The sequence below is a fragment of the Trichocoleus sp. DQ-A2 genome, assembly GCF_039961915.1.
In the GTDB taxonomy this organism is placed as follows: Bacteria; Cyanobacteriota; Cyanobacteriia; order Cyanobacteriales; family FACHB-T130; genus FACHB-T130.
In genome coordinates this window covers 108,059-133,601 of sequence record NZ_JAMPKD010000016.1, presented here as the reverse complement: position 1 = coordinate 133,601, position 25,543 = coordinate 108,059, and the positions used below count along the sequence as shown (strand labels likewise).

Below are 25,543 nucleotides of genomic sequence, written 5' to 3'. Positions count from 1 at the left end.
GTTGACGCCTCGAAAGTTGTGGGACACCGTGGAACCCCTTCTACAACCGTCCGAGAATGCCTAAGTGCTATAAAATGATACGGTTCTAGACAAGCGTTATTCAGACTCGATTGAACTGGTCAGGCGACAATACTGGTCAGGCGGCAATACAGTGGGAATGAGCATCGCGTGATTCGGGGCATTGGCTTGACGCCGCTGTCTGTACGTCAATGGTGAAACTGGACTGAAATGTCCCTTGCGTAAGCCCTGTCCTTTACAAACTCAAGGGGAGGCGAACCGTGAAACTAGATCCCATCCCTTCCTGACTTTCTACAGTAATATCACCCCCCATCATCTGGCAGAAGTGACGGCTAATCGCCAACCCCAGTCCAGTACCGCCATACTTTTTCGTAGTCGAGGCATCTCCTTGCATAAAGGCTTGAAACAGTTGCTGTTGTTGTTCATCCGAGATCCCAATCCCAGTATCGGCGACCCGAAAAAGGATGAAGGACGTTTTCAAGGATGAAGGATGTAGGGTGGAAGAATCAGAGTTTCGGGTTTTTAGACTTGCTGCTGGTAGTTGACTCTGAGCGATCGCGCTTTCATCTTTCTGCACTGTCAGCGTCACTCGACCTTGCTCGGTAAACTTGGCAGCATTGGAGAGCAAATTAAACAATATCTGCCGCACCTTAATCTGGTCAGCGTACATGGTGCCCAGATTCTCGTCACAATGAACGTCTAAGACATTTCCATTCTTCTCTACTAACGGTTTTACTGTTATGACAACGCTAATAATTAACATTTTGATATCAAACGTTTCCGGGTAGAGAGTCATTTTCCCGGCTTCAATCTTCGACAAGTCGAGGATGTCATTAATCAGTGCCAGAAGATGTTTGCCAGCAGAGTTAATTGATTGAAGATCGCTAATAAAATCTTCATCGCTTAAGCCGAGATCCTGGGCATCTTCTTCGAGAAGTTTGCTCAAGTTAATGATGGCATTCAAGGGTGTACGCAGCTCGTGGCTCATATTCGCCAGAAACTGACTTTTGGAGGTACTAGAAGCTTCAGCTAATTCTTTCGCTTGTTGCAATTCTTTGGTTCGCTCGGATACCCGTTCGATGAGATGATTCAGAGAAGTGGCTAATGACCCAATTTCATCGCCAGTGGTGACAGGGGCACGCAGATCAAAATTAGATTCCCGTGCTACCTGCTGAGCCACTTGAGTAACCGTGACGACTGGCTGTGCGATCGCGCGACTGGTACGCAGCGCCATCGTCCCTGCGATCGCAACCGAAACAAGCATACTCAAGATAATAATGATTTTCTCCAGTCCTTGAGCATTCTCCATCACTTCTCTCCCTTGCTGCTCCTGCTTTTGAGCCATATCAAGGAGGTTGCTCAATTGTGCATTGAAGCGCTCTAAAGTCATCGCTGACTCCCCACGGATCGCGATGAGTAGTTGCCGTCGCGCTGACTCAACCGCCTTTGGCTGCAATTGCAATTGGTCAATTGGTTGCAAGCTAGACTCAGTTTGCTGAACGTAGGAGTCCAAAGTAGTCGTGTAAGCCTGCAATAATTCCTGTATTGTGTCGGGGGTTGCTGCTAACCAGGCAGGGTTGCTCTTGATGAAGCGTTCAATTTCCAACCTCAACTTCTTAGCTTTGCTAACACAGTCGAAAAATTGCGCTTTTTCCAATTGCAGCTGTTGTGAATCCTCTAGTACAGCAGCTAAATGCGAACCATGTAATTGCACCTCGATGACCGCATCCTTAAAATTTCCGAGCAGTTGTGCTTGTACGTGGGCATCATTGAGTTGTTTGACGCCTTGCCCTTGGTAATAGTCTGCGATTACTAACCCAGCTAGCGAACCGAAAAAGCCAATCGCAATTGCTAGGAAATAGCCGTAGCCAATCTTTTGGTGGATGCGCCAAGAACCGGCTTTCGGTTTCCAAGGTAAGAGAGATTTTAGCGAGTGGCGGTCGGTCGAGAGCGGCTGAGTCGCTAAAACTTTTTGGCTCTCTGTGGTGTCGTCAGCAGCGGTTGGCTCTTGAGGTTGCATCAGCACAAATTCCTTGCCTTGCTGCTAAAAATGACCAAATCAGCCCTATTAGATCGAGTCGAGTCTCGCTCGACGTTTAGCTCCACTTCTTTTATAACAGCACCACCGCTGAGCCAATGTGATTTGTATGGTGTTTTAAACAAGATCGAGGAAAGGGTTAAGTTTCCAAAAATGTAACCTAAAGCACTACTCGAAAGCTACAGTGCCAGATTAGGAACACGAGATTATTTGTTGTTCTAATTTGTGTTCCAAAATATGAATCGCTTTCTCCCGTGTAGTGCTAAGCCGAATTTCTGGAATCGTGTAAAAATTGTTTCTCTAGCGCTGGGTATCCTCAGCCTGAGTGCCTGCCAATCTGCCCCGACGCTAGAGAAACTACCCAGAAGCCTCACTGTCTCCGGAAAAGGAGATGTCAGCATTCCGACAACGATCGCGCAAGCGCGTTTGGGTGTGGAAGTTCAGGGGAAAACTTCTCAGGAAGTTCAGCAGCAAGTCGCCCAACGCTCTTCTGCGGTAGTGAAACTGCTGAAATCCCGTCAGGTGGAAGAACTAAAAACGACTGGAATTACTCTCGCTCCTAACTATAGTTTCAAAGACGGTAAGCAAACCCTGAATGGATATATCGGCACCAACATTGTAAGTTTTCGCACTGGTCATGAAAAAGCCGGGACGCTGTTAGATGATGCCATCAAAGCCGGTGCAACACGAATTGATGGCGTTAATCTTGTTGCTGCGGATGAAGCGATCGCGCAGGCTCAGCAGGAAGCGATTAAAAAAGCCTCCGAAGACGCCCAAAAGCAAGCAGCAGCGGCGTTGGGGGCACTCGCTCTCAATCAGCGAGAAATTGTCAGCATTCAAATCAATGGAGTCAATCCACCACAGCCAGTCATCGCCTCCGAGCAGGCTTTATTATCCCCTCGAAATCAGGCTGCTGACACGCCGGTTGTGGGTGGCGAACAGAAGATTATTTCATCCGTTACCTTGCAAATTCGCTATTAAAGAGCGGCTTAACGTTTCAGGATGCGTCCAATCCAAATTACACCTAAAGTCCCTAACCCAAACCAGATAGCCACGATAATAAAGGCAACAATCCAATTCGTAGGTTTATCTTGAGCGATCGCAGTTGTTGCTCTTTCCCGAAAATCCGCCATCACGGCTGGGGGAATCATCTTCAGTACCAGCCAAATTCCCAGCGGCACAAGAATCAGATCGTCTAGATAACCAATGACTGGGATAAAATCTGGAATGAGATCGATCGGACTAAAGGCATAGGCGACGATCAACCCAGCCAATATCCTTGCATACCAAGGAACTCTGGGATCTTTACAAGCCAAGTAAATTGCGTAGGTTTCTTTTTTCAACCGATGGAGTTGTTGTTTCCATCCCTGCATTTGCGTTGACCTGAATGAACGTTAAACGCTAATGAAGCTGTAGCGATCGCTTACTGCAATACTTGAATAAGTTGCCACTCTCGGACTTTCCCGATCGCTCGGTAAGGCGAGGATAAATTGGCGAGTTGTTCTGACCTAATCCAAGCGTAGCTAGACGGTTGCAGCTCTGAAACTTGTTTAACCTGTTTCGCCAAATCGGGAGTGTAAAAGCATAGTAGCACTCCAGTTTTTCCCGTTCCTCTGATCCAATTCACTGGATGAGTTTGTAACACAGCAGCAATTTCCGGCTGCTGCATTAATGCCTTGATCTCAGGGTTGTAATCTCCGATTAAACCCGTGCTTCCCGCTACGGCTAAAGCAAACCAAGGTCCTACCAACCAAGCTGCTAACCAATAACGACCCGTTAAAAACTTCTTGCCAAAGTAATAACGACCCATCCATACCACTGGTAACATTAGCCATCCCAACCCCAAACCGAGAGCGATCGCTCCATACTTTTGTATTTGTGCATCCCCTTTCACGCCAGGAATCGGAAAACTACCGTACAACGCCACACCTGCTAACACTAATAAACAAGCTAAGCCCCCAAAAGCATAACTAAGATTTTGCGGAAGCCATTTTCGCGGCGATGTATCCTCATAAATTCTGGCAAGCCAATCCAAAGCAAGTCCTGCCAACAAAGCCACAAAAGGATAAAGAGCCAAAGCATAATGGGGCAAACGAGTCGAGAAAAAACTCAGTTCTACAAACAGAATCAGCGGAAAAACCCCTAATATTAGCTTCTGTCGAGGAAGTAGATTTCGTAAACAAATGCCTATACCTAACAAACTGAAAAAAGGCCAGGGAAACGCTTTGACTGGAATATTCCAGAAATAGTAAGGCCAAGTATTTCCATCACTTTCATCTGAGCTAAGCCTGAAAATAAACTGGAACAATTCCTGAAAAGTATCTTTGTCATAGTACAGCCAGCCATTCAAAAGCCAGACGATTGTTGGACTGAAGCCAACTACAAAGCCTAAATAGAGCATGGGATTTGTGAGATGTCGGTGACGACGATGCTCCCAAATTAGGTAAGGTAACAGCGCGATCGCTGGCAAAAAAATCATATAGCTTCTGATTAAGAAGCCCAGGCCTAAACTTATACCAGCGACAAAGCTCCAAAAACCTTGATATTTTGGATGTCGTTCAGCTTTTAATAAAGACCAAATACCCAAAAGTGCCATGCAAACCATCGGCACATCTGGAACGGCTAATCGACTATATTGAAACCAAAAAAACTCAACACTTAGAATTGCCGCTGCTAACCATGCGGCTCGTTTACTTAACAAAATTGTCCCAATTTCATAGACCAATATCACGCTAATGATGCCAGCAATGATGCTCGGTATTCGCGCAGTTGCCTCACTAATGCCGAACAGCGAGAATGAACTGGCAATCAACCAATAGGCACCGGGAGTTTTACCATAATTAGCGATAGAGGGCTTTAACCAGTTGCTAGACTCCACTATTAATTTAGCTCGCCAAGAGTAAAGTCCCTCATCATGCGCCATTAGGCTTTGCTGTTCGTGACTGAATAGCAATAAAGGGACTGACCAAAGTAACAAGGTCAAATAGGGTAATAATGCCTGTAGGCGAGAGATTTTAAGCATTTGACTTCTCATTAAGCAGTCATTTTATTTAGTTGAAAATTAGCCTAGAAGATTTTAAGTTTTTTTATCTAAACTTTTTTGTTGACCCTCACAAAAAAGCCGAGAGGACACTGCTTTTTTCAAAGCAAGCATCTCTTCGGCTTTAAGCTTCGAGGTATTCAGGTACTTGAAGTACAAGGGTTAAGCAGTCGCTTCACACTCGGTCATTGCTTCCCGCAGGAGTGCTGCTTTGTCAGTTTGTTCCCAAGGCAAATCTAAATCCGTCCGTCCAAAGTGACCATAAGCAGCGACATCTTGGTAGAAACGACCGCCGCGATCGCTGGGTAGGTGACGTAATTTGAATTCTTGGAGAATCCCTGCTGGGCGCAATTCAAAGTTCTGTTTCACCAGTTCCAGTAAGCGCTCATCGTCTACTTTGCCGGTACCGAAGGTTTCTACCAAAATACTGACGGGTCGAGCAACGCCAATTGCATAGCTCAACTGGACTTCGCATTTTTCTGCCAAGCCAGCCGCCACAATGTTTTTAGCCACATAGCGACAAGCGTAAGCCGCACTGCGGTCTACTTTTGTCGGGTCTTTTCCGGAGAAGGCACCGCCACCATGACGGGAGTAGCCGCCATAGGTATCAACAATAATTTTCCGTCCGGTCAGACCAGAGTCGCCTTGAGGTCCCCCGATGACGAATTTGCCAGTGGGGTTGACTAGAAAGCGGGTTTCTTCGTCCGGCTGAATCGCCATATCCGCAAAAACGGGTTGTACAACCGCCGCCCACAAATCTTCTTTAATCTTGGCTTGGACTGCGGATTGCTCGCTAATTTCACCAATGTTGGCGGTGTGCTGGGTGGAAATCAGGATGGTGTCAATCCCAACGGGTTTCCCACCTTCATAGGCAACCGTTACTTGAGTTTTGCCGTCTGGACGCAGGTAAGGCAATTGTCCAGTTTTCCGAACTGCTGCAAGGCGGCGAGAAATTCGGTGTGACAAACTGATCGGCAAGGGCATCAGTTCCGGTGTCTCGTTGCAGGCGAAGCCAAACATGATGCCTTGATCGCCAGCGCCAATGGCGTCTAATTGGTCGTCGCTGGCTTCTACGCGGGTTTCCTGCGCGGTGGTAACACCTTGGGCAATATCTGGGGATTGTTCATCCAAGGCAACCAAGACTGAGCAGCTGTTGGCAGAGAAGCCATTATCGGCATCGGTGTAGCCGATCTCTGCAATTTTTTTCCGGGCTAAGTTAACGAAATTTACTTGAGCTTTGGTGGTAATTTCACCTGTGATTAGCACTAAGCCGGTGTTGACGACAACTTCTGCTGCGACGCGGCTGCTGGGGTCTTGTGTCAGTAGCGCATCTAGAATGGTGTCAGAAATCTGATCGCAGATTTTATCGGGATGACCTTCAGTAACAGATTCAGACGTAAATAGGTAGCGACGAGACAAGGGCAATTCCTCCTGGGATGATGGCTCTTGCTAGGGCAGTGATTTGAGTTAAGTTAAGCTATTTTAACCTGCGATCCTAAAAACATTGAGACGCGATCGCTATTATGGTCAATTTATTTGATAAAGCTTTGATGAAGCGAATCGGCTGCCCTAGTATTTGGCGTTACAGTGGGAAGACATCGGGATTCGCTTTGTAGCGGGAATTTTTCGATGATTTTTATCAGAATAGTCGCTCTTGGTGGACACGAAAGCGATCGCGCTCATGCCAATTACAAATAAATCGGTGACGCTGAGACGGTGCTAGTGATGACAGCAATTTTACCGACAGCCCAACCGCAGAAATCTTTTCCCCTAGCGCCGATGGTGAACCAGTAGCAGAAACCTATGACCATCTCTATGCCATTTTGACGACTTTGGAAGTCCTCAAACAATACTTGGCAGAGCGTCAGGCAACTGTTCTTGCTAACCAGTTTCTTGACTATTCCCAAGGCTTTCCTAAAAGGGAAACTACTTGGCTTTTACCGAGAAGATACTGGGGAAAAGTTGCTAATTGCCGATGAGCTAATGCAGGCGCTAAAGCGGGAAACTCAGAGGCGACAGCAGGCAGAAGAACAAGCCGAACAAGAACGCCAACGAGCCGAACAAGAACACCAACGAGCCGAACAAGAGCGCCAGCAGCGGGAATTTGCTCAACAACAGCTTGCCGATATGGAAAACCTGTTAGCTCGTTATCGCGATCGCTTTGGGAATTTGCCTGATAGCTAATGGCTAACAGGTGTCAGGGGTTCTCACCGATTAGCCATTAGCATCCAAAATTTGAATTTCGTCGAGTTGCGCGATCGCGACATCTGCACTTTCTAGATGCGCCGCCTCTGGTTTTCCCCAGCAGATGCCAATACAACCAGCCGCCCCCGCCTGACGTGCCATCTGAATATCTCCGGCAGAATCTCCCACCATCAGAGTATTGCTGGGTGAAACTCCCAGTCTCTGGCAAGCTTGCAAAAATAAAGCCGGATCGGGTTTAGTGGGACCTTCATCAACTCCCATCTCTAGCTGGATATAGGGCGAGAGCTGATGTCGCTTGACAAATGCTTCTACTCGTGAAGTCGAAGCAGCTGATAAAATTCCTAATTTCAAGCCAGCTTGAAATAGAAGTTGCAGCACTTCCAATGAACCAACAAATAAGGGAGAAGGGGCAGCATCTTTTAGAAATTGGTCTGCTTCATTAAAAGCGCGATGAGCGATCGCTCTTGATTCCAGCCACCCCCGTCCGGTCTCAGCAATATAAGCAGCAGCAGCAATTTCATTCTCTCCATGACTACCTACTGCTAATAACCCCGTAGGGTCGAGAGTGTCTCCATTAATGCCAAACGCCATTAATAAAGGGTCTCCGGTTCCGGGGATTTGAGCGTCTATAATGCGCGATCGCTTTTGCCCCAACTTTCTCAAAAATGACTCCGAATCCTCTAGGGTGCCGTCCTTGTCAAAAATTACCGCCTGGATATTCGGGAACGTGACCTCTCGACAGCGAATTGTTACCAAAATTTCCCCCTCAACTCATTAAACTGCAATAAAAAAAGAGGGAAATTCCCTCTTTGGTCATTACTAATTTCAAATTTCAAATCTGAAATTTCTCTGTCTCCTAACAAAATTACTCTTGTTCTATAGCAGGTGACAGCTCTTTAGCTTCTGTATCAGGTGACTCTTCTTCCTCTTCTGTAGCGGGTGGCACCTCTTCAGCTTCGATAGCGGGTGGAACTTCTGCCTCTTCTGTAGCAGGTGGCACGTCTTCATCTTCGATAGGAGGTAGCGCTTCTTCGTCAGAAACGCCGATTTCTATAGAAGGTATCGTAGTGCCTTGCAGCTTGGCTCGCATCTGCTCCCGATACTTAGCCGCCATTTCTTCCGCCATGTCATAGACGCGATCGCGGTTCTTGATCATGTCGCCCGGTTCTGGCTCTAGCTGCTTGGTGGAGAGCGAAATCCGTCCCCGTTCAGCATCAAGGTCAATGATCATCACTTTCACTTCATCATTGACATTGAAGACGCTGTGAGGCGTGTCGATGTGGTCGTGGGAAATCTCGGAGATGTGCAGCAGTCCGCTGACGCCGCCAATATCGATAAATGCACCATAAGGCTTGATGCCTCGTACCGTTCCAATCACGACCTCGCCCACTTCCAGGCGATTCATCTTCCGCTCGACCAGCGCCCGTCGGTGCGACAGAACTAGACGGTTGCGGTCTTCGTCTACCTCTAAGAATTTTAGGGGTAGTTCTTCACCAACCAAATCTTCCTTGGGTTTGCGAGTGCTGATGTGAGAACCGGGAATAAACCCGCGCAATCCTTCAATTCGTACCAATGCACCACCGCGATTGGTAGCGAAGACAAGCGATCGCACTGTAGCGTCTTCTGTCTGCAACTGCCTGACTCGCTCCCATGCTCGCATGTACTCAATGCGGCGGATGGAAAGGGTTAGCTGTCCATCTTCATTCTCGTCGGTCAGAATGAAAAATTCTCGCGTCTCGTTGGACTGCAACACTTCTTCCGGAGCATCAACCCGATTGATTGACATCTCCTGAATCGGAATGTAAGCCGCTGTTTTAGCGCCAATGTCAATCAGAGCGCCCCTAGGCTCTAAACTGAACACGGTACCGGCGACAATATCACCGGGATTAAAGTGATAGTCGTACTTATCGAGTAGGGCCGCAAAATCTTCGTGAGAAAATCCAATATCTGCTGTAGCGGTTGTTTTCTGATTGACCATGCGTATCGTTTCCTGGTGTTATCTCCGTATTTAACTGTGCCTCCTGTCGATGTACGCCCACGTTTACCGCGTGCAGTTTACACCTACATAGCTCTCTCGCCAAACCTATTGTATGAGATTTTCTAGGAGCGAGAAGTTGTCCAGACAGGATATTATAACTTAATTTGCTCATCCTCCGTTTGGCTAAAATTGCTCCCTAGCAGTAGGTAAGCGGTATTTCAGCTAAAGACTACATCTGAGGCAACAACTACTATTTCTGCATCTGGTTGCGGTACTTTGCCGCCATTTCCTCAGCTTTTTCATAGACTTTCTGAGGATTTTTCAGCATATCACCTAGTTCGGGTTCTAGTGCTTTTGTGGAGAGTGAGACGCGATCTTTCTCAGCATCCATCGAAATTATCATTGCTTTTATTTCATCATCGACCTTAAAAATACTTTCAGGTTTGTCAAAGTCAGCGTGGGAAATTTCGGAAATGTGCAGCAGAGCGTTAATGACTGCAATATTGATAAATGCACCATACGGCTTGAGTGCAAGTACTCTCCCAGTAACAACTTGACCAACTTCTAAATGCTTTATCCCTGCTGGATACAGTGCTAGTCGATGGGAAACAAACAAGCGATCGCGGTATTCATCTGCCTCAACGATCTTCAACTGGAGTTGTTCTCCCACTAACTCTTTGAATATGTTTACACGTACCCAACAAATTACTGGGAATGAAACTACGCAACCCCTCAATCCTAACTAACAGACCAGCAGCACCACTGATCTTATAAACTTTAGCGTACAGTGTGACGTTTTCGGCTTGCATTTGACGCACTCGTTCCCAAGCCAGCTTTTTCTCTAGCTGTCGGATGGAAAGACCAAGTATCAAATTCCCCGCTTCATCGTATTGATTTACAATCAAAAATTCGCGGGATTCGTTCAGTTGCAAGGCTTCTTCTGGAGAGTCAATCTCATTGATTGACATTTCCCGAATTGGGAGAAAAATAGCTGTTGGTGCGCCAATGTCAATTAAAGCGCCCTCCGGCTCCAGAGCGATCGCTTTACCAATTACAACGTCGCCAGGACGAAAGCTAGATAAATTTGAATTCAAAAATGTTCGGCTGTACCTACCGCATCTCTACTGCATACTATAGCAGCTTTGTCAACTGCTAGTTACTAATAACCAATAAACAAAGAAGCCTGGATTGCTGTGTCACCAGGCTCTGATAAAGAAGACTTATTATTTTCGAGAGGATCTGTTAGTTCAGTGTCTTCCTCTGTTCCACTGCCATGACTTCGCAGATGATTCAAGGTATCCACAAAATCTCGAATTCCTTGAAACTGCCGATAGACCGAGGCAAAACGGATATATGCAACTTCGCTGATAGATTGCAGACGCTGGAGGACTAATTCCCCAATTTCTTGACTGGTAACTTCTCTAATGATTCGCTGCTGTAATTCTGCTTCAATTTCATCAACCAATACTTCCAGAGTTCCTTGGGGGATGCCGGTTTTTTCACAGGCTCGAACAATCCCACGAATCAACTTGGAACGATCAAAGGAGTCTCGCTGACCTCCCCGTTTGATCACAGTAATCGGAACAAATTCAATGCGTTCGTAGGTAGTGAAGCGATGATTGCACTTCAAACACTCGCGGCGTCGCCGGATACTTTGTCCGGCTTCCGTGGAACGGGACTCAAGGACACGGCTATCGGTGTACTGGCATAAAGGACATTGCATTTTAAAAAGTCCTCGCTTGTTGGATAGACGAGCGTGAGGAAGGATTAGAATTATCTGCCACTTTACTAAAGAAATACCTAAAATTGGAAAAGCTGAGCCGGTTATTATCTTAACCCTTGTGGAAATACAAGGGTTAAGACAGTTGCGGCTCAGTGGCTTTTCCTAAATATTAAGTTGTAGTGCTGCGAGCTTTAGGTGCGAACTACTTCTTCTCAATCCGAGGAGGTTCGCGGAAAGCGATCGCAAAGAAGAGAGTACCCAATGCGAGGGTCAAAATCAAAATGTAAGCAGCGGCTTCCATATCAGAATTTCCTGATTGTTTGCTTTACTACCAGTCTACCTTGTCAAGAAAAACTAATAAGGCAAAAGGCGAAAGAAGAATACTTAACTTTTGCCTTTCGCCTGATTACCTTTCTAGACAGCTTCCTTCTTGCGGGTACTCTTGTCACCCACTTTCTGGAACAGACCCCACTCAACCTGCTCTTCCAGGTCAGCCTCAACCCCAGCAAACACATCCCGGAACAGAGTCCGAGAGCCATGCCAGAGGTGCCCGAAGAAGAACAGCAGAGCAAATACAGCGTGTCCGAACGTGAACCAGCCACGGGGACTGGTGCGGAACACCCCGTCAGAATTCAGCGTTTCGCGGTCGAATGCAAAAGGCTCACCCAGCTGAGCTTTCCGAGCAAATTGCTTCACTTTAGCGGGGTCATCAAAAGTTTTCCCATCCAAAGCACCGCCGTATAAGCTTACGGTGACACCCGCTTGCTCAAAGCTATTTTTTGATTCTGCCCGACGGAACGGAATATCGGCGCGAATCACACCGTCTTTATCGGTCAAGATCACGGGGAAGGTTTCAAAGAAGTTGGGAAGACGACGTACCGACAATTCCCGACCTTCAGCATCTTTGAATACTGGATGCCCTAACCAAGCCTGAGCAATCCCATCTCCTTTATTCATTGGACCTGCGCGGAACAAACCACCCTTCGCAGGGCTGTTTCCGACATAGTCATAAAATGCCAGTTTTTCTGGAATTTGCGACCAAGCTTCGGAAGCGCTCGCCCCTTCAGCAATATTCGCTTGAATGCGCCGGTCAATTTCTTGCTTGAAGTAACCGCCATCCCACTGATAGCGGGTGGGACCAAACAGCTCAATCGGAGTTGTAGCACTGCCGTACCACATCGTACCTGCCACAACGAAGGCGGCAAAGAATACAGCGGCAATACTGCTGGAAAGCACGGTTTCGATGTTCCCCATCCGCAAAGCTTTGTAGAGCCGCTCTGGGGGTCGAACTGCTAGGTGAAACAAACCAGCGATAATTCCTACGACACCTGCTGCAATGTGGTGAGCGACGACACCGCCAGGATTGAACGGATTAAAGCCATCGGGTCCCCACTCTGGCGCGACAGGTTGGACGCTGCCAGTGATACCGTAGGGGTCGGAAACCCACATACCAGGGCCAAATAGCCCCGACAGGTGGAATGCACCGAATCCAAAGCACAAAAGACCCGACAAAAGCAGGTGAATGCCAAACATCTTTGGCAAGTCGAGCGCTGGTTGGCCGGTGCGGGGGTCTCTAAACAGTTCCAAATCCCAGTAAACCCAGTGCCAGACGGCAGCCAGGAACAGCAGACCGGAAAGGACGATATGAGCGGCAGCAACGCCTTCAAATGACCATACGCCAGGGTAGTTTCCTGAGCTGCCAGTAATGCTCCAACCACCCCAGGATTCGGTTACACCCAAGCGAGCCATGAATGGCAGTACAAACATCCCCTGACGCCACATGGGGTTCAGGACTGGGTCGCTGGGGTCAAAAATTGCGAGTTCGTACAGGGCCATCGAACCGGCCCAGCCTGCCACGAGGGCAGTATGCATCAGGTGTACAGATATCAATCGACCTGGATCGTTCAGGACGACTGTGTGTACTCGGTACCAGGGTAGTCCCATTGACTACGCTCCTCCTCAGATGAATAAGTGTCTACTTCGACGCTTCTTTTTTTATGTGCGATTTGCCGTTGTTTACCATAATCTAAGCCAGAGAAGCTCTCTTGCAAGACTGCGGGACTGTTTCACAAGGCAAAAGTGAAAATGAAAGATTATGTTACCTACTCTTAGCTTCAAGAGCCATGCCGATTGCAGGCTTTTTGCATGAGAGTTTCGCGTACTTGATGTTTTACCTCGGCAGATGTTACAGACACGATTTATCGTGTCGATAAGGTTTTTGGCCTCGTCACACCAGGTTCACGCCATTCCTAGGTCGGAAGACCGAGGGGAGTTACCATTTAAAGAAGTGTAACTATTGTTAGAATCCATTGCAAGCGGGTTGACAGTTGGGATTAAGGTAGCGATCGCATTCTTAACCTTTCATCCCGACTCCTGGGTGCTGCTGAGTTGGGGTAACGCTGCTGACTCGTTCATTCTCTGGATGACCTCTTCAGCATCAATCAAGCGTTTTAGCACTACTTGACCAATATTCTGATTGGCTGACTCAGTTGGGACATGAGCTGTGGGTTTGACTTCGACCATAAGAATGGCGTCTTCTACTCGATACAGCCACAGTTTTTCGCCTTGCTCGAAGATGCAAAGGTTCATTTGCTGAATTTCGGGTTTGCGTCGCCAAGAGTTTTCGTTCCACAAGCCGCCGAATTCCCATACTCGACCGACAGTCCATCCATCAGAAAGGAAAAAATACTTCACGAACTTTCAACTTTCTTTATACAGGCCCTAGATTTGGAAGTTGTTCACCATTAACTACCACTTCTATCACCCAGATGTCCTGGTTATGACGAAATCCACTCAGCAAAAGAATATAAATTAAACTTATAAGTATATTTTGTTACCCTTTCCAAGAAGCATGACTGGCGATCGCCCTTATGTGAGCTTGAGGGAATGCAAAAGGATTCAAGGCGAAGCGAACAAAGCGTCCCTTGGCTAAAGTATCTTGGTTGATGAAGGCGATCGCACTTTATATGATTTAAAATAAAATACTCTACAAAAAAGATACTTTAGCTAGATAATAATGAATTAAAAAGACACGGTTTTCCGTGTCTTTTTAAAACGTTTTATGCAACTTTTTCCCTATAAAGTAAAAACAGACAAAGCAAGAAAACTTAATCTGCCAGAACTTCCCAGGTCAAAGTGTAGTCAGCATCATCCTCAGTAAACTTACCCCGTTGCTCTCCACGACCTAATTGACTACTTGAAGCATTTAACGTGCCCAGATAATCATCCTTATCGAAAATCCCCGTATCTTGGTCATAAAGCCGAATTTCAGCAGAAGATGTAAAAGAAATCGGCGGGATATAAGTGAGGTTGCGTGCTTCGCGATCGTTGATACTTTGTACGCCTCCAACTTGTTGTCCATTCACAACCAAGTAAGCTTCATCAGCCCCGGCGTTGTCTTCAGTCCGTTCGCAGTACAGAGAAATCAATCTGAGTTTTGGCATAGTAACCAACCTTGTATTCAATCGACAAATCTTGAATACGAAACCTCATCCGACAAATCCGAGTGATATGCTTTAACTTGAAAAGAATCACCCGATAGAATTAAGTCTATATACTGTCTAAATCGGGTTTATTTTGCCACTCAATGGCTGAAACTCCAAGCAGACTGGTGTAATCGCTAATATGAAGGATGAGTCCTTGCTACTCAGACACTTACCATGACCATGACCACGCGATCGCCCGTAGAATTTCAAGACGCTTTTGATGTTGTTGTAGTCGGAGCCGGACACGCCGGTTGCGAAGCTGCCCTCGCTACAGCACGATTGGGCTGTCGTACCCTGCTGCTGACCCTTAACTTGGACAAAATTGCTTGGCAACCGTGTAACCCAGCAGTCGGTGGCCCTGCCAAGTCCCAGGTGACTCACGAAATCGATGCGTTGGGTGGGGAAATTGGGAAAATGGCGGATCGCACTTACCTACAAAAGCGGATTCTGAACTCGTCGCGAGGGCCTGCGGTATGGGCATTGCGGGCGCAGACGGATAAACGGGAATATGCGGCGGTGATGAAGGAGATTGTCGAGAACCAGGAAAACTTGACAATCCGCGAGAGCATGGTCACAGATTTGGTAATGGGCGCTAACGATGAAGTGATTGGCGTCGAAACTTACTTTGGTGTAGCGTTTGGTTGCAAAGCAGTCATCCTGACGACGGGGACTTTTTTGGGGGGTCGCATCTGGGTCGGGAACAAGTCGATGTCAGCGGGTCGCGCGGGGGAATTTGCCGCAGTTGGGTTGACCGAAACCTTGAATCGGCTTGGGTTTGAAACGGGACGACTAAAGACGGGGACTCCAGCACGGGTTGATAAGCGATCGCTAGACTATACTAATTTGGAACCCCAGCCGGGTGATACGGAGGTGCGGTGGTTCAGCTTTGACCCCTCAGTTTGGGTGGAACGGGAGCAGATGCCTTGTTATCTCACCCGGACGACGCCGGAGACTCATCGGATTATTCGAGAAAATCTGCATCTGTCGCCAGTTTATGGCGGTTGGGTAGATGCAAAGGGACCGCGTTATTGTCCCAGCATTGAAGATAAAATTGTGCGCTTTGCCGATAAGGAAAGCCACCAGATTTTTATTGAACCGGAAGGACGGGATATTCCAGAACTGTATATTCAAGGCTTTTCGACGGGATTGCCAGAGAATTTGCAGTTGCAAATGTTGCGAAGTCTCCCCGGTCTAGAAAACTGTACGATGCTGCGTCCAGCTTACGCGGTGGAGTATGATTACTTACCCGCAACTCAGTGCTATCCGACACTGATGACCAAAAAGGTAGAGGGATTATTTTGTGCTGGGCAAATTAACGGCACGACCGGCTATGAAGAAGCCTCTGCTCAAGGCATTGTAGCGGGAATTAATGCAGCTCGATTTGTCCGCAATCAAGAAATGATTGTGTTCCCACGCGAACACAGTTACATCGGGACGCTGATGGACGATCTGTGTACCAAAGATTTGCGGGAACCTTACCGGATGCTGACTAGCCGTTCTGAGTATCGGTTGTTACTGCGCTCGGATAATGCAGATCAGCGCTTGACGCCTCTAGGGCGGGAAGTTGGCCTAATTGATGACCGTCGCTGGGAGTTGTTCCAACACAAGCAAGCGAATATTGCTGCTGAGAAGGAACGGTTGTATTCAACGCGGATTAAGGAGCATGATGAGATCGGGAAGGCGATCGCGTCTGACACCCAACAAGCCATCAAAGGCTCGATTACTCTGGCTGATTTGCTACGACGCCCTGGTTTCCATTACGTTGACTTAGATCGTTACGGACTGAGCAACCCCAGTCTAGACTCCGTGGAGAAAGAAGGCGCAGAAATCGATCTCAAATACTCTGGGTATCTCCAGCGTCAGCAGCACCAAATTGACCAAGTGAGCCGTCATGCAAACCGCCAGCTACCGCCGGATCTAAATTATGCAGCGATCGAGACTCTCTCGAAGGAGTCTCGTGAAAAGTTAGCGCAAGTGCAACCGCTCACGATTGGTCAAGCAGCTCGAATTGGCGGCGTCAATCCGGCTGATATCAACGCTTTACTGGTATATCTAGAATTACGCTCTCGGCAAACCGCCTTGGTTAGCAGCCAGTCATCGTAGAGGCTTTTTTTGGTACCGCCTCCTTGCCTGAGTGAGTGGTAAAAACATCAACAACTGACCGAGAGACGAGATTCGTCGCCTGTCTACCCGTTGACAATTGACAAGTGACAAAAAGCATGGTTTGCTAACTGGGTCAAGCCCAATTTAACGACAAAATTGGCTTGGTCGCCACGGGAAAATATAAGCTAGAAGTAAGGCGTTCTTTGAACCAATCAGTCAGGGAGCATTGACAACTGATTGCCTTAGGGAATAATGTCCCACAATTAGGAATTTCTGTACCGATATAAGCCCCATCAAATGTCTTAAGGCTTATCGTTGATTCAGTGTAGCCACGAGAGTGAGCAATCGATGACTCAGGATGTTAGCAATAACCAGAGGGACTCAGCACCCTTGGCAAATTCCACTTCTATCCAACCTTGGTCGGTTGACAAATATGCCGATCAATTGATGGACGACTTGTTTGCAGACATCGACCGGGTTTTGGAGGGCGGTAGCATCTCAACTCCAGAGCAGCCGCAGTCAGAGTATATCTCCTTACAACCTGTCCAAGTTTCGCAAGTCACCTTGCCCCCTACCTGGGTGCCACCAGAGGAGCTGCTCCCGGAGCAACCAGACAATACACCCCGCAGTATTGTGCAAACGCCTCTAGCGCTGGATATCAGCGTAGAGGAGATTCAACCCGAAGACAACAAGGATCGTGGGGAAGGCAAATTATTTGAGAAACTCCTGCTGGGACTGGCTTTGACATCGGCGGCAGCTACATTGCTACTGTGGCTGGTGAGCCAGGGCAGGCTCAATTGGCTCTTTTCGCCCCCCGCAACGGTTACACCCGTCAGCCAAGAGGTTCAGTCTAAAGCAGATGAGCAGTTTGTGAACTATATGCAGCGATCGCTCGAAGTGATCGATCGCAAAGCTGACGCGAACAAACGCACGGGAAGTGCCGCCGCGCCCCAAGGGACTAATCTGCCGCCCGTGACAACTGTCCCCGGAAATACGGCTGGGGCAGCCAGAGGATCGGGTGTTATGGAAAGAGTCTACATTCCCATCTATCCATCACCCCAAAGTCAGTCTGTGGTTCCACAATCTGCCCTAGGATTGCAAGGCGTTTCCCCCTTAGTGCGTCCTCCCTTGCTTCCATCACTGCCAAGGCGTCCGGTACCGCCGGTGCGTCCCGCGCCCTCAGTGAGTTCGATGCTGCCAGTACGTCCCGCACCCTCCGTGAGTTCGATGCTGCCAGTGCGTCCCAAACCCCCAGTCAGCCGTCCGGCACCGTCGGTTCGTCCCTCAGCACCCTCATTGGGTTCCAAACCTCTGACACTGCCTCCGATGGCTGCCACAATGCCTCGGCTTCCCATCCCTGCCTTACCACCCCTGGCACCCCCAGCACCCCCCGCGCCCCCAGCCGCAGTACCCGCACCCAACCCAGATCCGGCTCCTACGGCGACGCATACGCTTGTGGGAGTCTTAGAATTGGGCGATCGCTCTGCTGCTCTATTTGACTTCGGCGGTGTTGCCAACCGCATCCGCGTGGGCGAAAACATTGGCTCTAGTGGATGGACTTTGGTTTCCATCTCGAATCAGGAAGCGGTTATCCGACGCAACGGAGAAGTCCGTTCTGTTTATGTTGGGCAGAAGTTTTGAATGAATTATTCGTGATTAGTCATGAATCTATTACTAATGACCAATGACTAATGGCTGATGAGCGATCGCGCCTAATTGCTAACATAATGACAAACCTGTAGTGGGAGTTCTTGCAGTGGGTCTATTTGACGATTTCAGCCGGTTTTTAGAAACCCGATTAGAAGAATTCTTGCGGAATAATCCTCATTTGGAATTACAGGCGCTAGAGGAGCAGCTACGGGAACAAGAAGATGATGCCCTTAAGCTGATTGCAGACCTGCAACTGCAAGAGAAAAAATTACAAGATGAAATCCTCTCAACCGCTCAAGAAATTCAGCGTTGGCATGTCCGGATTGAAAAGGCAAAAGCTGCCAACAGGTTCGATTTAGTCCAGCCTGCCCAAGAGCGAGAAGCAGCCCTGCTACGTCAAGGTAATCAACTTTGGGGACAGATGCAAGGGATTAAACAGCGAAGCGAGCAAGCAAAACAGCTACAGCGTCAAATTCAAGTTCGCCGCCAGGAAGTCCATACTAAAGCTGTTCAGGCGCAAGCAGCGCGTACAAGTTCTCAAGCTCAGCAGCGTGCGGAGACGGTTGGCTGGAATCAGAATTACCACCGCCCGATCAACAGTGGTCCCGATCCATTAGAGGCTAAATTTAAGCACTGGGAAGCGGACGACGAGCTTGAGCAGTTGAAGCGGAATATCGGGCGGTGAAGAGTTTTTGAGATGGGTAATTGGTAATCGGGAGAAGCGATCTTAGCTCTGGTTGATTACCCGTAATAAAAAAAAACCACCCCGCCATCGCCTCCGGCTCCCCTCCCGGCTTGCGGGGAGGGGTTGGGGGTGGGGTTCCTAGAGATTTTTGTACTAGCGAGATTTCATATCTGCGATCGCGCCTCTGGTCACTCCAGCGATCGCTTGCTCGGTTGCCTTGGGTAAGTGATAATATTTTCCCCCTGATTGCTTTGCTAATTCCTTCGCAAAGCCAGTGGAAATAAACTTATTTTCCGTATCAATCACTAACAACTGAATCCCCAAAGCGCGAATTCTGGAAGCAATGTCCAACAATTCAGCTTTAATATCCGGCTTTTCCCCTTCCTGCATCGGTTCGCCTAAAGAACGAGCTAAAGGAATATTTCCCCGTCCATCGGTAATCGCCACAATCACCACCTGACCGATATCCCCAGACATCTGAGCATTCATCCCCACGCGCACTGCCTGAGTCAAACCATGAGCCAGAGGGGAGCCGCCACCACAAGGCAATAGCTCCAGACGCCGCCGCGCTAAAGCAATCGAACGGGTGGGGGGTAGCAGCACATCGGCTTGTTCTCCCCGGAAGGGAATTAACGCCACTTGGTCGCGGTTCTGATAGGCTTCCGTCAGCAGGCGCATCACTGCACCCTTGGCTGACTGCATTCGGTTGAGCGCCATCGAGCCAGAGGCATCGACGACGAAAACGACGAGCGCTCCGGCTTTACGGACTAAGCGCTTGGAGCGAACATCTCCCTGCTCGACGAATACCCGCCGATCTCCTCTTTGTCCTCCCTGACCCAGAGGGGATTGAGCGATCGCAGCGTCGTTTCGCTCCCGCCGAGCCTTTTGGTAGGGTGCAGCGGCTCTGAGCGTTGCATCAACGGCAATTCGCCGCACCTTGCCTTTCGGCAACATTGGCTTGACGTAGCGCCCTCGATCTTCTGAAATGATGAGACTGCGACTGCCCGACTTGCCGTGACGTTGCGCCATTTGAGCAAAGTAAAGCACGGTAGGGTCGAGGATGACACCCTCTGGATCGAAGACAAATTCTTCCGGAATACTCGACTGATCCTCTTGGGGTTCTTCCGGTTCCTCTTCATCCTTCTCATCCGGCTCATCTTGCTCTTGCTGAGATTCGTCTTGGGGCGGTGGCGGTGGGGGAGGCGGTGGAGGCGTTTCGTCTGGTGGCGTCTGCACGACTGTAGCGCGAGGCACGATCACCAATTCCACCGCACGGCGCAAGTCTTCCGCCGTCACGTTAGTACGTCCCTCTAAAGCAGCCGCAGCCTTGGCAACTCGCACCGCAAAGAGTTCGGCTCGATGTCCCTGCACTCCTCCTCGAATTGCTTCATCAACTAGATAAGCAATTTGCTCGCGGGTGATGCGAACATCCTTCAGCCATTCCCGCGCCAAGACGATCTGAGTTTTCAAGTTGTCGATGTCTTCGGTATACTGTTCTAGAAATTTTTCTGGGGATTTAGCGTAGGCGAGAGCTTGTTCTACTGCTTGCACTCGTTCATCTAAGCCGAGCACACCATCAGCGGAAAGCGCGATCGCAATTCTATCGAGCAAATGTTCTCGCAGTGGCCCTTCTTCCGGGTTGTAAGTAGCAATAAATAAAGGCTTACAAGGATGCTGAAAGCTAATCCCTTCCCGCTCAATCTGGTTGCGTCCTTCAGATAAAACGGTCAGCAGTTGGTTAGCAATTTGCTCATCAAGTAGATTAATTTCGTCTACATAGAGGACACCCCGGTGTGCTGTCGCCAGTAACCCAGGTTGAAATATCGTGTCTCCCTGTTTAACGGATTGCTCGACATCCACAGAACCCAGCAGTCGATCTTCTGTGATTCCCAAAGGAATTTGCACAAATGGAGCCGGAATCACCTGCGCGTCAATCGGAGCATCCGGCTGGGCATTCGCTTCTACCAATAGTTTGTCATCCCACTCGTTGGGGGAATCAGGGTCGCAATTGCTAATCGATCCTTTGACGACTTCAATGGGGGGCAGAAGGGAGTGCAAGGCGCGTGCCATGACCGATTTAGCAGTCCCGCGACGACCCGCGATCGCTACCCCTCCCAGTCCGGGATCAATTGCTGCCAATAGCAGCGCCATTTTTATTGCTTCTTGCCCCACAACAGCAGCGAGGGGGAAGGCGGGGTTAGCTACAGATGCAGGCATATTTTTAAAGCGATGCAAGTCCAACTTTTCAGCATAACGCAAAGTTTGTCGCCTTCAACTAAGCCTCCGCTTCAAATCAACCTAATTAATCTTGACATCCAAGTTTTTCCAATGCTAGATTTAAACCATACATTGCAGACAGTACAAAAATCTCGCATTAATGAAGTTTTGAATGCTGTCTCAGGTACACGGTTTTTTAGTTTCCTACTGAGCGTCTAGTCAACCATTTGGCTGAACAGTATGTCCGGTCAAGTGGTTGACTGCACGCTCAGCAGGAAGTTTAAAATTCTGTACCTGAGACTGCAACTTCAATACTTCTCAGGCAAAAGAGTTGATTCAGGCTATTAACTTAGTCGGGGTTTATTATTATCTTTTTTAAATCCCTTACCTCGGCTTTTTTCTAAGGCTAGATGCGCGGTTTGTTGATGCTGTCCATTCAACCCGTATTTTGGACGTATCAAAATGAAAAGTATTCTTGGATCTTCACAAACAAAAATCAACAAGCAGAAACCGTTAGTTTCAATTTACTGGGATTCTCAAAACGTCTATTTAACAGAAGAAGAAGCAAAGTCATTGGTGGCTTTTGCCAAGTTGAAAGGACGTTTAATTAGCCAAAAAATCTACTATAATTCAGGCTGCAAAAGCCAAGTTCCTACCAAAGTAGCTCTGAAAAGCATTGGGTTCATCTTTGTTGATGTTCCTTGTCCTTTGAAAAACAGTGCTGACAATCAATTGATAGCTCACTGTATTAAAGATATGAACAGCAAAAATGCTCCTGATGTGGCTATCATTGTATCAGGAGATGGTGATTTTGAGGATTTAGTTTTGAATTTAAAAAAGTTGAGCAAAAAAGCGATAGTTATTGCTCAACGAGGAAATGTGAAGCAAAGTCTCAAAATTGCTGCTGATGAATTTAAATTTGTAGACGAACTACCTAACTTAGTTAGCAACAAGGCAGGGCTTCAGAAAGATGATAAATTGCCTTATATCACCTACGATGATGCTGTTAACTGCTTTATTGAAGCTATCAAAACTGCGATTCAAGAAGGTAAGAGTACAACATATTCCATCATTGCAAACCTGATGTGTCAAAGTCAGCGGTTTCCTAACTATAAAGGGGTTTCTACGATTCATAAACCTGATGGAACGAAATTTTCAAGCTTCAAAAAATTTGTTGCTGCTGTCGTAAAACAGGGCAAAATAAAATTGCAAAATGAGGAAATATTGTTAGTATAGTTAAGCCGATTGTTGAAAGCTAGAGAATCAAGCGTTCGCTACTTATCAAAAACTCGGTTTAAATAGAAATCGAGTTTATCTAAAAGCCGCTAGTGGGCGGCTTTTTCGTGTTCGTCAAGTTAATAAACATCAATGACTGGTACTGATATTTCCATGCAATTAATTTACCCAAAACTAGGAGATATAAAAATGGAATTGCCAAGATTTCAGAATGAAAAACTCTTACTTCATGCGCTTACTCACCGTTCTTATGCCAATGAAAATCCCGGAGAGTGCGAAAACAACGAACGTCTAGAATTTTTGGGTGACGCTTTGCTAACTTTCTTAAGTGGCGAATATCTCTATCGTCGTCACCCAAAAATGGGAGAAGACCAAATGACTCGTAGGCGTTCCGCGCTGGTAGATGAAAAGCAGCTAGCAAAGTTCGCTACCGAGATTGGTTTAAACTTCAAAATGCGGTTAGGTCAAGGTGCCATTCGCGAGGGAGGCTACTATAATCCAAATTTACTTAGCAGCACCTTTGAAGCCGTCGTCGGCGCTTATTATCTAGATAACAATTTGGATGTTGAGAAAGTCCGCGATTTTGTAGAACCACTATTTGATTCCGTTCCGGAGGATATCGTAGTGTCTCTCTCCAAAGTGGACTCGAAAAATCGGTTTCAGCAATGGGTGCAAGCAAATCCTGACCTTGGCTCAACACCACCGAAATATGTCACCAAACAAGCAGGCGGAACACCCCACGCCCCAGAGTTCATCGCCACAGTGCTTGTGGGGGATAAAGCCTACGGGGAAGGTAAAGGACGCAGCAAAAAAGATGCTGAGAAAGCTGCTGCTGAAGATGCACTGTCCAAACTGAAAAAACGAGGGCTGGTGTAAGCCGGAATTCGGAGAAACTCTAACTTTCGGGTCTTTTAACTTCTCGACAAGGCGCTGCAAACTCAAAGAAGAGTGGTAGCGCAGGCTAGAAGTTAGTTATGAAGCCAAAAGATATAGTAGGACTGCTTAAAGACACATTTGCGGAGTGGCAAGAAGATAAGGCATCGCGGTTGGCGGCGGCGCTGGCGTATTACACCGTATTTTCTCTGGCACCGCTAGTGATTATTGCGATCGCGATCGCGGCTTTGGTATTTGGACAAGAAGCCGCTGAGGGGGGAATTGTTACGCAACTTCGAGAATTGCTAGGCAAGCAGGGTGCTGAAGCTGTCCAAGAGATGATCCAAAATTCTCGCAAGGCAGAGGAAGGCACAATTGCCACTCTGATTAGCGTTGGTCTCCTCCTGTTCGGTGCCTCCGGCGTTTTTGGTCAGCTGCAAGATTCACTCAACACCATCTGGGAAGTCGCCCCCAAGCCTGGACGCGGCATCAAAGGCTTTATCAAAGACCGATTTTTGTCCTTTGCAATGGTACTGGGCATCGGCTTTTTGCTCTTAGTTTCGTTGATCTTGAGTGCCGGCTTGACATCAGTAGGCGACTATTTGGGCCACTTGATACCCGGTTTGCCCTTCCTGCAAGCCCTAAACTTTTTCATCTCCTTCGGCGTCGTGACGGTGCTGTTCGCGCTGATGTTTAGAATTTTGCCAGATGCGAAAATTGCCTGGGGCGACGTGTGGATCGGTGCCGCCATTACCTCTTTACTATTTACCATTGGTAAGTACTTACTGGGGTTGTATCTAGGCAATGGCAGTGTCGGCTCAACCTACGGCGCAGCTGGCTCATTTGTAGTGCTGCTGTTGTGGGTAAATTATTCCGCCCAGATTCTCTTTTTCGGTGCCGAATTTACTCAAGTCTACGCCAACAAGTACGGCTCTCGAATTGTTCCCTCTAAGAATGCCGTACCCCTTAGTGAAGAAGCGAGGGCAAAGCAGGGAATACCGCGCACTGACGACATCAAAGCCGCTGCCGCACAAGACCAAGGAGATCGCTCGTCTGGAACCTCTACCAGCACCATACAACGGGTAGATCCGCCAAAGTCCAGACACCCGATGGTAACAGTCCTCGCCTTAATGATTGGCGTTTACCAAGGCTTTGCATCTCTAGTGGGAGCCAAGGGGAAGAAGAACAAACAAAAATGATGTATTCTGAGGAACTTTGCAGAGATTTATTAGGTGAGTTTTCTTAGGGCGCAGAGGCTATCAATATATGTTTTGGTTTGTTACAACTTTCTCATAAGTATTGACTTTCTTAGGCAAGATAGCAGTAAAGGCAGAAACAACTTTAGCTTGTGCCTTGTCCACCCCTTACGGAAATGGTAACGGAAGATGCAAAAGGCTAGCCTTCCGTTCTTTGCAATATAGATTTTTTTATACTTGTGGCAGTCCTTTTAGCCCTTGCATTTACTGACGCTGACCTTTAGGGTAAAGTCTTAATGTACGAAAAGCGAGGTTTTTGCGCTCTAGAAGACAACTCGATTTACTGGTTTGCCGCCATAAACCACTTCTTCCTTGCCTAAAAAACAAGAAGATAAGACAACAATAAGTCTCTTTAATAAAGGATTAAATTTATGAGTTCTTCGGAAGAAAATTACATCAATTATATAGAATTGGAATCCGCTCAAACAAATCCAATTCAGTCTAAAAGTGATTCCTCGCTTCCTAGTGTAAATGGGACAGAAAGTGGAAATCTCGATAAAGTCAGAGATATTCTTTTTGGGAATCAGACGCGAGAATACGAAAAAAGGTTTGCTCGTTTGGAAGAACGTTTAGTGAAAGAATCCACTAACTTACGCGATGACACGAGAAAACGTTTAGATAATATTGAAAACTACCTCCGAAAAGAACTTGAATCTATAACTGACCGATTAAAAACTGAGCAATCAGAACGAGACGAATCAGTAAAAGGGCTTTCTCAGGAATTAAAAAACTTGATTGGTTCTTTGGAAAAGAAGCTCGCGCAACTGGATGAACAAACTACAACGAAAGAGCGAGAGTTACGTCAGCAGATTTTAGAACAATCTAAAAATTTGGACGATGAGATTAGGCAAAAATATGAAGAACTTTTGGCTGCGCTTGAACGAGAAGCCCAAGAACTTCGTAAGGATAAAACAGACCGTTCAACTCTGGCATCTCTGTTTGCAGAACTAGCAATGAGACTTAACACTCAACCGGGAATTTCTCGAAATGAATAATTTTTCTACAAAAGAGATTTTTAAGGGGGGAATCCAAAATT

22 protein-coding genes and 1 pseudogene are annotated in these 25,543 nt (G+C 47.5%); 9 read left to right on the top strand and 14 right to left on the bottom strand.

Annotated elements, in window-relative coordinates:
- Nucleotides 1-253 precede the first annotated feature (253 nt).
- Complete coding sequence (locus NC997_RS17390; RefSeq protein ID WP_190526502.1) at nucleotides 254-2,038, bottom strand: ATP-binding protein; 1,785 nt, start codon at nucleotides 2,036-2,038, stop codon at nucleotides 254-256.
- 255 nt (nucleotides 2,039-2,293) lie between these two features.
- Between NC997_RS17390 and NC997_RS17385 the strand changes: the two genes are divergently transcribed.
- A complete protein-coding gene (locus NC997_RS17385; RefSeq protein ID WP_190411286.1) occupies nucleotides 2,294-3,037 on the top strand; it encodes an SIMPL domain-containing protein in 744 nt (247 codons plus the stop codon).
- An 8-nt stretch (nucleotides 3,038-3,045) separates the two neighbouring features.
- On the opposite strand, the gene NC997_RS17380 is transcribed toward NC997_RS17385, so the two are convergent.
- The 3 genes from NC997_RS17380 to metK all read right to left on the bottom strand — a co-directional run bounded on the left by NC997_RS17380 (nucleotide 3,046) and on the right by metK (nucleotide 6,515).
- Nucleotides 3,046-3,429, bottom strand: a complete 384-nt coding sequence (locus tag NC997_RS17380; RefSeq protein WP_190526500.1) for a YkvA family protein — start codon at nucleotides 3,427-3,429, stop codon at nucleotides 3,046-3,048.
- 50 nt (nucleotides 3,430-3,479) lie between these two features.
- Nucleotides 3,480-5,078 (bottom strand): glycosyltransferase family 39 protein, encoded by a 1,599-nt coding sequence (locus NC997_RS17375; RefSeq protein WP_199306127.1) that lies wholly within the window; start codon nucleotides 5,076-5,078, stop codon nucleotides 3,480-3,482.
- A 180-nt stretch (nucleotides 5,079-5,258) separates the two neighbouring features.
- The gene (gene metK / locus NC997_RS17370) at nucleotides 5,259-6,515 is read right to left on the bottom strand and encodes a methionine adenosyltransferase (protein ID WP_190526496.1); all 1,257 of its coding nucleotides are present in this window, start codon (nucleotides 6,513-6,515) and stop codon (nucleotides 5,259-5,261) included.
- 306 nt (nucleotides 6,516-6,821) lie between these two features.
- On the opposite strand from metK, the pseudogene NC997_RS17365 reads away from it, so the two are divergent.
- A pseudogene (locus tag NC997_RS17365) lies at nucleotides 6,822-7,280 on the top strand (hypothetical protein).
- 30 nt (nucleotides 7,281-7,310) lie between these two features.
- On the opposite strand, the gene NC997_RS17360 reads toward NC997_RS17365, so the two are convergent.
- From NC997_RS17360 to NC997_RS17320, 9 genes are all read right to left on the bottom strand, one after another.
- Nucleotides 7,311-8,057, bottom strand: coding sequence for an HAD family hydrolase (locus NC997_RS17360; protein ID WP_190526494.1), 747 nt, complete (start codon nucleotides 8,055-8,057; stop codon nucleotides 7,311-7,313).
- Nucleotides 8,058-8,166: 109 nt separating this feature from the next.
- Nucleotides 8,167-9,279, bottom strand: coding sequence for a 30S ribosomal protein S1 (locus tag NC997_RS17355; protein WP_190433695.1), 1,113 nt, complete (start codon nucleotides 9,277-9,279; stop codon nucleotides 8,167-8,169).
- 250 nt (nucleotides 9,280-9,529) lie between these two features.
- On the bottom strand, nucleotides 9,530-9,931 hold the full coding sequence (locus NC997_RS17350; protein WP_190526492.1) for a S1 RNA-binding domain-containing protein: 402 nt from the start codon (nucleotides 9,929-9,931) through the stop codon (nucleotides 9,530-9,532).
- Nucleotides 9,918-10,373: a S1 RNA-binding domain-containing protein gene (locus NC997_RS17345; RefSeq protein ID WP_190526490.1), complete on the bottom strand. Its 456-nt coding sequence runs from the start codon at nucleotides 10,371-10,373 to the stop codon at nucleotides 9,918-9,920. The genes NC997_RS17350 and NC997_RS17345 overlap by 14 nt, the downstream gene beginning before the upstream one ends.
- Before the next feature lie 65 nt (nucleotides 10,374-10,438).
- Entirely contained in the window at nucleotides 10,439-11,002 is a 564-nt protein-coding gene (gene nrdR, locus NC997_RS17340; protein WP_190526488.1) for a transcriptional regulator NrdR, read from the bottom strand.
- Nucleotides 11,003-11,204: 202 nt separating this feature from the next.
- The gene (locus NC997_RS17335; protein ID WP_190411294.1) at nucleotides 11,205-11,303 is read right to left on the bottom strand and encodes a photosystem II reaction center protein T; all 99 of its coding nucleotides are present in this window, start codon (nucleotides 11,301-11,303) and stop codon (nucleotides 11,205-11,207) included.
- 113 nt (nucleotides 11,304-11,416) lie between these two features.
- The gene (gene psbB / locus NC997_RS17330; protein ID WP_190425144.1) at nucleotides 11,417-12,946 is read right to left on the bottom strand and encodes a photosystem II chlorophyll-binding protein CP47; all 1,530 of its coding nucleotides are present in this window, start codon (nucleotides 12,944-12,946) and stop codon (nucleotides 11,417-11,419) included.
- A gap of 417 nt (nucleotides 12,947-13,363) precedes the next feature.
- Nucleotides 13,364-13,696, bottom strand: a complete 333-nt coding sequence (locus tag NC997_RS17325) for a hypothetical protein (protein WP_190425142.1) — start codon at nucleotides 13,694-13,696, stop codon at nucleotides 13,364-13,366.
- A 413-nt stretch (nucleotides 13,697-14,109) separates the two neighbouring features.
- Entirely contained in the window at nucleotides 14,110-14,445 is a 336-nt protein-coding gene (locus tag NC997_RS17320) for a hypothetical protein (RefSeq protein ID WP_190425141.1), read from the bottom strand.
- Nucleotides 14,446-14,667: 222 nt separating this feature from the next.
- Here NC997_RS17320 and mnmG point away from each other — a divergent pair, with 222 nt between their 5' ends.
- From mnmG to NC997_RS17305, 3 genes are all read left to right on the top strand, one after another.
- On the top strand, nucleotides 14,668-16,590 hold the full coding sequence (mnmG, locus tag NC997_RS17315) for a tRNA uridine-5-carboxymethylaminomethyl(34) synthesis enzyme MnmG (protein WP_190526531.1): 1,923 nt from the start codon (nucleotides 14,668-14,670) through the stop codon (nucleotides 16,588-16,590).
- 348 nt (nucleotides 16,591-16,938) lie between these two features.
- Entirely contained in the window at nucleotides 16,939-18,231 is a 1,293-nt protein-coding gene (locus NC997_RS17310) for a hypothetical protein (RefSeq protein WP_190526486.1), read from the top strand.
- 115 nt (nucleotides 18,232-18,346) lie between these two features.
- On the top strand, nucleotides 18,347-18,925 hold the full coding sequence (locus tag NC997_RS17305) for a TIGR04376 family protein (RefSeq protein WP_190425136.1): 579 nt from the start codon (nucleotides 18,347-18,349) through the stop codon (nucleotides 18,923-18,925).
- A 153-nt stretch (nucleotides 18,926-19,078) separates the two neighbouring features.
- On the opposite strand, the gene bchD is transcribed toward NC997_RS17305, so the two are convergent.
- On the bottom strand, nucleotides 19,079-21,142 hold the full coding sequence (bchD, locus tag NC997_RS17300) for a magnesium chelatase ATPase subunit D (protein WP_190526484.1): 2,064 nt from the start codon (nucleotides 21,140-21,142) through the stop codon (nucleotides 19,079-19,081).
- A 462-nt stretch (nucleotides 21,143-21,604) separates the two neighbouring features.
- Between bchD and NC997_RS17295 the strand changes: the two genes are divergently transcribed.
- The 4 genes from NC997_RS17295 to NC997_RS17280 all read left to right on the top strand — a co-directional run bounded on the left by NC997_RS17295 (nucleotide 21,605) and on the right by NC997_RS17280 (nucleotide 25,502).
- Nucleotides 21,605-22,378: an NYN domain-containing protein gene (locus NC997_RS17295; RefSeq protein ID WP_190526481.1), complete on the top strand. Its 774-nt coding sequence runs from the start codon at nucleotides 21,605-21,607 to the stop codon at nucleotides 22,376-22,378.
- A gap of 189 nt (nucleotides 22,379-22,567) precedes the next feature.
- Nucleotides 22,568-23,254 carry a ribonuclease III gene (gene rnc, locus NC997_RS17290; RefSeq protein WP_190526479.1) on the top strand — a complete coding sequence of 229 codons (687 nt, stop codon included), beginning with the start codon at nucleotides 22,568-22,570 and terminating at the stop codon, nucleotides 23,252-23,254.
- 98 nt (nucleotides 23,255-23,352) lie between these two features.
- A complete protein-coding gene (locus tag NC997_RS17285; RefSeq protein WP_190411306.1) occupies nucleotides 23,353-24,450 on the top strand; it encodes a YihY/virulence factor BrkB family protein in 1,098 nt (365 codons plus the stop codon).
- A gap of 428 nt (nucleotides 24,451-24,878) precedes the next feature.
- Nucleotides 24,879-25,502, top strand: a complete 624-nt coding sequence (locus tag NC997_RS17280) for an OmpH family outer membrane protein (protein WP_190433709.1) — start codon at nucleotides 24,879-24,881, stop codon at nucleotides 25,500-25,502.
- Nucleotides 25,503-25,543: the final 41 nt, after the last annotated feature.

Bases quoted from the DNA above. Each gene is read 5' to 3' on its own strand.
- NC997_RS17390 (WP_190526502.1), bottom strand. From the start codon at position 2,038: ATGCAACCTCAAGAGCCAACCGCTGCTGACGACACCACAGAGAGCCAA.
- NC997_RS17385 (WP_190411286.1), top strand. From the start codon at position 2,294: ATGAATCGCTTTCTCCCGTGTAGTGCTAAGCCGAATTTCTGGAATCGT.
- NC997_RS17380 (WP_190526500.1), bottom strand. From the start codon at position 3,429: ATGCAGGGATGGAAACAACAACTCCATCGGTTGAAAAAAGAAACCTAC.
- NC997_RS17375 (WP_199306127.1), bottom strand. From the start codon at position 5,078: ATGCTTAAAATCTCTCGCCTACAGGCATTATTACCCTATTTGACCTTG.
- NC997_RS17355 (WP_190433695.1), bottom strand. From the start codon at position 9,279: ATGGTCAATCAGAAAACAACCGCTACAGCAGATATTGGATTTTCTCAC.
- nrdR (WP_190526488.1), bottom strand. From the start codon at position 11,002: ATGCAATGTCCTTTATGCCAGTACACCGATAGCCGTGTCCTTGAGTCC.
- NC997_RS17335 (WP_190411294.1), bottom strand. From the start codon at position 11,303: ATGGAAGCCGCTGCTTACATTTTGATTTTGACCCTCGCATTGGGTACT.
- psbB (WP_190425144.1), bottom strand. From the start codon at position 12,946: ATGGGACTACCCTGGTACCGAGTACACACAGTCGTCCTGAACGATCCA.
- NC997_RS17320 (WP_190425141.1), bottom strand. From the start codon at position 14,445: ATGCCAAAACTCAGATTGATTTCTCTGTACTGCGAACGGACTGAAGAC.
- mnmG (WP_190526531.1), top strand. From the start codon at position 14,668: ATGACCACGCGATCGCCCGTAGAATTTCAAGACGCTTTTGATGTTGTT.
- NC997_RS17310 (WP_190526486.1), top strand. From the start codon at position 16,939: ATGACTCAGGATGTTAGCAATAACCAGAGGGACTCAGCACCCTTGGCA.
- bchD (WP_190526484.1), bottom strand. From the start codon at position 21,142: ATGCCTGCATCTGTAGCTAACCCCGCCTTCCCCCTCGCTGCTGTTGTG.
- NC997_RS17295 (WP_190526481.1), top strand. From the start codon at position 21,605: ATGAAAAGTATTCTTGGATCTTCACAAACAAAAATCAACAAGCAGAAA.
- rnc (WP_190526479.1), top strand. From the start codon at position 22,568: ATGGAATTGCCAAGATTTCAGAATGAAAAACTCTTACTTCATGCGCTT.
- NC997_RS17285 (WP_190411306.1), top strand. From the start codon at position 23,353: ATGAAGCCAAAAGATATAGTAGGACTGCTTAAAGACACATTTGCGGAG.
- NC997_RS17280 (WP_190433709.1), top strand. From the start codon at position 24,879: ATGAGTTCTTCGGAAGAAAATTACATCAATTATATAGAATTGGAATCC.